6 protein-coding genes are annotated in these 7,500 nt (G+C 75.2%); 4 read left to right on the top strand and 2 right to left on the bottom strand.

What is annotated here, in order from left to right; translation table 11 throughout:
• Together AB0N76_RS32835 and AB0N76_RS32830 are read left to right on the top strand one after the other, a co-directional pair.
• The coding region (locus tag AB0N76_RS32835) for a hypothetical protein (RefSeq protein ID WP_363563453.1) at window positions 1-2,982 on the top strand (2,982 nt) is incomplete at its 5' end.
• Window positions 2,983-3,007: 25 nt separating this feature from the next.
• Window positions 3,008-3,772, top strand: coding sequence for a metallophosphoesterase (locus AB0N76_RS32830; RefSeq protein ID WP_363563459.1), 765 nt, complete (start codon window positions 3,008-3,010; stop codon window positions 3,770-3,772).
• Here the strand turns inward: AB0N76_RS32830 and AB0N76_RS32825 are convergent.
• Window positions 3,748-4,248: a hypothetical protein gene (locus AB0N76_RS32825; RefSeq protein WP_363563451.1), complete on the bottom strand. Its 501-nt coding sequence runs from the start codon at window positions 4,246-4,248 to the stop codon at window positions 3,748-3,750. The two genes, AB0N76_RS32830 and AB0N76_RS32825, sit on opposite strands and share 25 nt — an antisense overlap.
• 169 nt (window positions 4,249-4,417) lie before the next feature.
• Window positions 4,418-5,113 carry an FCD domain-containing protein gene (locus AB0N76_RS32820; RefSeq protein WP_363563449.1) on the bottom strand — a complete coding sequence of 232 codons (696 nt, stop codon included), beginning with the start codon at window positions 5,111-5,113 and terminating at the stop codon, window positions 4,418-4,420.
• A 300-nt stretch (window positions 5,114-5,413) separates the two neighbouring features.
• Here AB0N76_RS32820 and AB0N76_RS32815 point away from each other — a divergent pair, with 300 nt between their 5' ends.
• The gene (locus tag AB0N76_RS32815) at window positions 5,414-5,968 is read left to right on the top strand and encodes a gluconokinase (RefSeq protein WP_363563447.1); all 555 of its coding nucleotides are present in this window, start codon (window positions 5,414-5,416) and stop codon (window positions 5,966-5,968) included.
• Window positions 5,969-5,991: 23 nt separating this feature from the next.
• Entirely contained in the window at window positions 5,992-7,386 is a 1,395-nt protein-coding gene (locus AB0N76_RS32810; RefSeq protein ID WP_363563457.1) for a gluconate:H+ symporter, read from the top strand.
• Window positions 7,387-7,500: the final 114 nt, after the last annotated feature.

Here is a 7,500-nt window from a genome sequence, read left to right as displayed (position 1 = left end):
CGCGCCGCCCTGCACGCCGCCGACGTCGAGAAGGCCGCCGGCGCAGCCCTCGCCCAGGCCCGCACCGTCGCCGAGTCCGCCGCCGCCCGGCTGCGCGAGTCCGCCGCCGCCACCGGCCGCGCCGAACTCGCCGCCGCCCGCGCCACCGACGCCCGCAAGGCCGCCGCGCAGGCCCTCGCCACCGAGCAGCGCACCGCCGCCCTGCTCGCCACCGAACCCCGGCTCGCCGACCTGCTCTCCCTGACGCCCTACCAGGAGGGCGCCGAGGAGGACGCCGGCTTCCTCACCCCCGCCGTCCTCGACCGCAACGCCGAGTACCTGCGCGAACTCCTCGACGAGGCCATCGCCACCGCCGAACGCACCCTGTTCGACCTGCGCACCGCCGCCGCCGACGACTCCCGGATCCTCGCCGCGCTCGGCGACGGCGGCCTGCTGCCGCCCGGCCCGGACGTCCTCGCCACCGTCGAGTACCTCGCCGAGCACGGCATCCCCGCGCTGCCCGGCTGGCGCTACCTCGCCCAGTCCGTCGACCCGGCCGACCACGAGGCGATCCTCGCCGCCCGCCCCGAACTCGTCGACGGCGTGGTGGTCACCGACCCCAACTCCCTCGACCGGGCCCGCGAGGCGCTGAACTCCGCCGCCCTGCTGCCCCGCTCCACCGTCGCCGTCGGCGCCGCCGCCTCGCTGATCGCCCCGATCACCGACGTGCCGGCCTTCTTCCTCGTCCCGCCGAACCCGGCCATGCACGACGAGTCCGCCGCCGACGGCGAACGCCGCGAACTGCGCGCCCGCGCCACCGCCCGCGAGGAGCACATCCGCGAACTCGCCGCCCGCCTCGGCGGCGACCGCGCGCTCGCCGCCCGGCTCGCCTCCTGGCACGCCAGCTGCCCGCCCGGCACCCTCGCCGAACTCGCCGCCGCCGCCGAGGCCGCCCACGAGCACGCCGAACAGGCCGCCGCCGGGCTGGCCACCCTGCGCGCCGACCACGACGAGGCCGAGACCGACCACGCCGCCGCCGCCTCCGCCCACGAGGAGCACCGGGAGGCCGCCCAGCGCGCCCGCCGCCGCGCCGACGCCCTCTCCGGCCTCGCCTTCCGGCTGCGCGAACGCGCCAACTGGAGCCGCCGCCAGCGCGAACTCGCCGAGGACGCCGCCGAGTGCGACCGCCGCCAGGCCGTCTGCGCCGAACGCGCCCGCACCTGCGACGAGGACCGCCGGGCCGCCCAGCGCGCCGCCGACGACGCCCGCCGCACCGTCCGCGCGCTGCGCGCCGAGCGGGCCGAGATCCCCGCCGCCGAACAGGCCGAGGAGTCGGCCGAGGCCGCCCCCGCCGCGCTGCCCGAGCTCCGCGAGGCCTACCGCTCCGCCTCCCAGCTCTACGAGAAGGTCGGCGTCGGCGCCGACCTGCGCGCCGAACAGGCCCGCGCCGAAGGCGACGAGGCCGCCGCCGCGACCGAACTCGACCGCCTCACCAACAAGGTCCGGGTCCGCGCCGAGGAACTGCTCAACAGCCCCGACGGCGCCGACGGCCCGGCCCGCCAGGCCGCCGCCACCCGCGCCGAGGAACTCGTCGCCACCATCGAGAGCCGCTCCGCCGCCGCCAGCGAACAGCTCGGCCGACTGCGCGGCGAGGCCGAACGCTCCGCCCCCGCCGACGGCGAGGCGCACACCGAGCTGCCCGAGGAGCTCGTCCCCAGCGACCCCGAGCACGCCCAGACCCTGCTGCGCACCGCCACCAGCCGGCTCGCCGAACGCCGCGAGGCCGTCGACACCGCCCGCACCGCGTACGCCGACCTCCAGCGCACCCTCGACACCGCCCAGGCCGCCGCCGCCGACTTCGACGAACTCGCCGGCCAGCTCCGCGACGGCCTGCGCGAACAGCAGGACGACGCCGAGACGCTGGCCGAGCCCTACCTCGGCGCGCTCGCCGAGGCCCGCACCGCCGGCGCCGAGGCCCGGCGCGCGCTGCGCACCGCCGCCGGCGAGCTCTCCTCCGCCGAACTCGCCGTCCGGGACGCCTCCGACGCGCTGGTCCGGCACGCCAACGCGGCCCGCTACGAGGCCGTCCGCACCCCGGCCCGCCAGCAGATCCGCGAACTCCCGGCCGCCGCCCTGCCCGACCACGCCGCCAACTGGGCCGCCGCCTTCGCCCCCCGGCTGCGTGTGCTCACCGACGAGCTCGCCCAGCTGGAGCGCAACCGCGGCTCGATCGTCGACCGGCTGCGCGGCCTGGTCGAGTCCTCGCTGGCCACCCTGCGCGCCGCCCAGCGGCTCTCCCGCCTCCCCGAGGGGCTGGGGGAGTGGTCGGGCCAGGAGTTCCTCCGGATCCGCTTCGAGGACCCGGACCACGCCACCCTGGTCGAGCGTCTCGGCGAGGTCATCGACGAGGCCACCCGCGCCGCCGTCCGCAAGAACAGCGACCTGCGCCGCGACGGCATGTCCCTGCTGCTGCGCGGCGTCGCCGCCGCGATCGGCCCCAAGGGCGTCGCCGTCGAGATCCTCAAGCCCGACGCGGTGCTGCGCGCCGAGCGGGTGAGCGTCGGCCAGATGTCCGACGTCTTCTCCGGCGGCCAGCTGCTCACCGCCGCCATCGCGCTCTACTGCACGATGGCCGCGCTGCGCGCCAACGACCGCGGCCAGTCCCAGCTGCGGCACGCGGGCACGCTGTTCCTCGACAACCCGATCGGCCGCGCCAACGCCACCTACCTGCTGGAGCTCCAGCGCGCGGTGGCCGACGCGCTCGGCGTCCAGCTGATCTACACCACCGGGCTGTTCGACACCACCGCGCTCGCCGAGTTCCCGCTGGTCATCCGGCTGCGCAACGACGCCGACCTGCGGGCCGGGCTCAAGTACATCTCGGTGGAGGAGCACCTGCGCCCCGGCCTGCCCGCCCCGCAGGACCCGGACGGCCCGGCGATCCACGGCGAGATCACCGCCACCCGGATGTTCAAGCGTCCCACGGAGGTTCCCGCCACGTCGTGACCGAACTACCGTGGGGCCCATGCCGATGCTGACGATCGCTCACCTCAGTGACACCCACCTGGGCCAGGACCACCACGGGGACGGCGGCGAGCGCGCCCGCCGGCGGGCCGAGCGGGTGATGGCGTACCTCGACGCCCTGCCCGGCCCGCTGGACGCCGTCCTGGTCACCGGCGACCTCGCGGACCACGGCGACGCCGCCGAGTACCACGAGGTCGCCAAGGCGCTGACCTCCCGGCACCCGGTGCTGATCTGCCCGGGCAACCACGACGTGCGCGGGCCCTACCGGGAGGTGCTGCTCGGCGAGGAGCCCACCGGCGGCCCGGTCAACCGGCTGCACGCGCTGCCCGGCGCCGACGTGCTGATGCTCGACTCCTCGATCCCCGGCCAGGACGACGGCCTGCTCGACGAGGAGACCCTCGGCTGGCTGGACCGCACCCTCGCCGAGGGCGGGCCGGACCGCCCCGCGCTGGTCGCCTTCCACCACCCGCCGGTGGAACTGCACCTGCCGTACGTCGACCCGATCCGGCAGTTCGGCGAGGCGGGGCTGGCGCGGGTGCTGCGCCGCCACCCCCGGGTGGCCGCGCTGCTCTGCGGCCACGCGCACACGGCCGCGGCGACCACCTTCGCCGGGCTGCCGCTGCTGGTGGCGCCCAGCCTGGTCTCCACCGTCTCGCTGCCCTTCGAGGGCGGGTCCGGGATCTCCTTCGACCAGCCGCCGATGCTGGCCTTCCACGTCCTGGACGGGGACCGTCGGCTGACCAGCCACTACCGGGTGGTAAGCCCCGCCTGACGCGGCGCGGGGCCACCCGGGTAGGGCGGCCCGGCCGGCGGCGGATACCCCGGGGGTTGGTACCCCGGGGGCGGCTGCTGGCCCTGCGGCGGCGGGCCCGGGTACGGCGGGCGGGGCTGCCCGGGATGCGGCTGTGTGGAATACGGCTGCGCGGCGTGCGGCGGGGCGGGGTACGGCTGGGGCGGGCGGGGCGCGGCCGGTGCCCGGCTGCCGGCCATCGGGTGCGCGGAGTTCGGCCCGCGCATCCGCTGCGCGGCGACCTGGCGGGAGATCAGGATCTCCAGCAGGCACCACATCGTGCCGAACACCCCGAGCCCCATCGCCATCAGAGCCGGCGTCATCAACCAGCTGTCCGCGTACGAGGACAGCGTCGCGACCACCAGGCCGACCAGGGTGAACGACAGGCAGAGCACCGCGCGGACGACGGCCGTCCGTACCTCGTCGGGGAGACGGCGGCGACGGCGTGCGGATGGCATCGGGCGACCCCCAGGCGCGGGCAGGGCGGCGGAACGGGCAGGGCGGGCGCCGGAAACGCGCCCCCGCGCTCCACTCTGCCCCGTCGTACCCGGACTATGCGCGCGAAATCCCCCGAACCGCCACCAAAGCGTGTGATCCGACCCAGAGCGTACCGAACACCCGGCGGTCTCAGCCGAGTTGCCGGTCCAACTCCTCCAGCGCGCCCTCGACGATCGTCCGCATGGCCTGCTCGGCCCGCCCGGCGTCCCCCGCGCAGACCGCCTCGGCGACCTCGCGGTGCAGCCGGATCGCGTACGGCTCCGGCTGATGGGGCATCAGATGGTACTCGGTCCGGCCGGTCAGCACCGCCCCGACGGTGTCCCCGAGGTGCGCGAACATCTCGTTCCGGGAGGCCTGCAGCAGGGTGGCGTGGAAGTCGATGTCGTGCTGGAGGAAGGAGGCCAGGTCGGCGGCGCGCGCGGTCATCGTCAACTCGACCGCCAGCGCGCTCAGTCGGCGCCGCTCGTCGTCGGTGGCGTGCCGCGCGGCGAGCGCGGCGGCGGCCGGCTCCACGGCCAGCCGCAGCGAGCCCAGTGAGCGCAGCTGCGCGGACCGGTCGGCGCCGGCGAGGCGCCAGCGGATCACCAGCGGGTCGAAGACGTCCCAGTCCGCCTTGGGCTGGACGGTGATGCCGACCCGGCGGCGGGAGGCCACCATCCGCATCCCCTCCAGGATCCGGACCGCCTCGCGCACCACGGTCCGGGAGACGCCGAACCGCTCCTCCAGCTCCTCGGCCCGCAGCACCGCGCCCTCCGGGATCTCCCCGGACACGATGGCCGGCCCCAGTTCCGCGAGCAGTCGGCCGGGCAGCCCCTGGATCTCCATCCCGCCAGCCTAGACGCCCACCCCACCCCTCACCCCCGCACCCCTGCCCTGCCGCCCCGCAGTGCCTCGTCTGCACTGCCGTGCGCCTCCGCTCTGCCGCGCGCAGCGCTCCGACCTTCCTTGCCCTGGCCGCCCCTCCCGCCTGTCCCTCCGCCCCCACCGCTCTGCCGCGCGCAGCGCTCCTGCCCACCCCGCCCGGCCACCCACCCCCTCAAAAGTATGACGATTTGGTTTCCCCCACTTGAATACGTCATATCTTTGAGGCGATAGTGGCGGCCAGGCAACGAAGGAGCACCACCCATGGCTCTCAGCGTCGAGAACCACGACACCCCCCGCACGCCCCCCACCATCGTCGTGATGGGCGTCTCCGGTGTCGGCAAGACCACCCTGGCCCGGCTGCTGGCCGACCGCCTCGACCTTCCCTTCGCCGAGGCGGACGAGTTCCACCCGGCGGCCAACATCGCCAAGATGTCGGCCGGCACCCCGCTGGACGACCAGGACCGCGCCCCCTGGCTGCGCGCCGTCGGCGCCTGGCTCAAGGAGCGCGCCGAGGCCGGCACCGGCGGCGTGGTCACCTGCTCGGCGCTGAAGCACGGCTACCGCGACATCCTGCGCGCGGCCTGCCCGGACGCCTGGTTCCTGCACCTCAGCGGTGGTCACGAGCTGGTCGAGGACCGCCTCGCCCACCGCACCGGCCACTTCATGCCGCCGTCCCTGCTCGGCTCGCAGTACGCCGCCCTGGAACCCCTCGGCCCGGACGAGCGCGGCGCCGTCCTGGACGTCGGGCCGACCCCCGAAGAACTCGTCGAGAAGGCCGTCGCCCTGCTGCGGCCCGTCAATGGAGACCTCGCGTGATCCCGTCCCCCACCACCCTCACCGTGCTCGCGGCCGCCCCACCGGCCCTCCCGCACACCGACAGCGACACCCAGCTGCTGGTCGCCGTGCTGCTCAGCATCGGCGCCATCGTGCTGCTGATCACCAAGCTGAAGCTGCACCCGTTCCTGGCCCTGACCCTCGGCTCGGGCCTGCTGGCCGCCGTCGCGGGCGCGCCGTTCGACAAGCTGCTCAGCAGCTTCTCCACCGGCTTCGGCTCGACCGTGGCGGGCGTCGGCCTGCTGATCGGCCTGGGCGCGATGCTCGGCAAGCTGCTCGCCGACTCCGGCGGGGCGAACATCATCGCGGACACCGTGCTGTCCCGGTCCGGCCCGAAGGCGCTGCCCTGGGCGATGGCGCTGATCGCGGCCGTGCTGGGGCTGCCGCTGTTCTTCGAGGTCGGGGTCGTCCTGCTGATCCCGATCGTGCTGCTGGTGGCGCGCCGCGGCAACGTCCCGCTGATGCGGATCGGCATCCCGGCGCTGGCCGGCCTGTCCGTCCTGCACGGCCTGGTGCCGCCGCACCCGGGCCCGCTGGTCGCGGTCGACGCGCTGAAGGCGGACCTGGGCGTCACGCTGGCCCTCGGGCTGCTGATCGCCGTCCCGACGCTGGTCATCGCCGGTCCGCTGTTCGCCCGCTTCGCCGAGCGCTGGGTGGGCCCGTTGGCGATCCCGGACGCCACTGCCCAGGAGGCCACCACCCCGGCGGGAACCGCCGCCAAGCCGGACCGCACCCCGTCGTTCGGCGCGGTGCTGGCGACCATCCTGCTGCCGGTGGTGCTGATGCTCGGCAAGGCGCTGGCGGACGTCGTGATCGACGACCCGAAGGCGCTGCCGCAGCGGGTGTTCGACTTCATCGGCTCCCCGCTGATCGCGCTGCTCGCCGCGACCCTGCTCGGCATGGTGACCCTCGGGAAGGCGGCCGGCTTCGACAAGGCCCGGATCTCGGACACGGTCGGCAAGTCGCTCGGCCCGATCGCCGGCATCGTGTTCATCGTGGGCGCGGGCGGCGGCTTCAAGCAGACCCTGATCGACGTCGGCGTCGGCAGCGCGGTGAGCGAGTGGTCGAGCAAGTGGCACATCTCGGCGCTGCTGCTCGGCTGGCTGATCGCGGTGCTGATCCGGCTGGCGACCGGTTCGGCGACGGTGGCCACGATCACCGCGGCCGGCATCGTCGCCCCGCTGGCCGCCGACATGTCGTCCACCCACGCGGCCCTGCTGGTGCTCGCGATCGGCGCCGGTTCGCTGTTCTTCTCGCACGTCAACGACGCCGGCTTCTGGCTGGTGAAGGAGTACTTCGGGATGAGCGTCGGCCAGACGCTGAAGTCCTGGTCGGTGATGGAGACGGTGATCTCGGTGGTCGCGATCGTCCTGATCATGCCGCTCAGCCTGGTCATCTAGACCCATCCGGACCCATCCGGACCCATCCGGACCGTCCCCGAGACCGCCGAGAGGGCGGCACCCGTCACCTGACGGGTGCCGCCCTCCCGGCGTTTGCTGCTCCTCGGCCCACGA

It is taken from the genome of Kitasatospora sp. NPDC093806 (assembly GCF_040683335.1).
In the GTDB taxonomy this organism is placed as follows: Bacteria; Actinomycetota; Actinomycetes; order Streptomycetales; family Streptomycetaceae; genus Kitasatospora.
The sequence above is the reverse complement of the archived record's forward strand: the minus strand, read 5'-3'. Positions and strand labels throughout refer to the sequence as shown.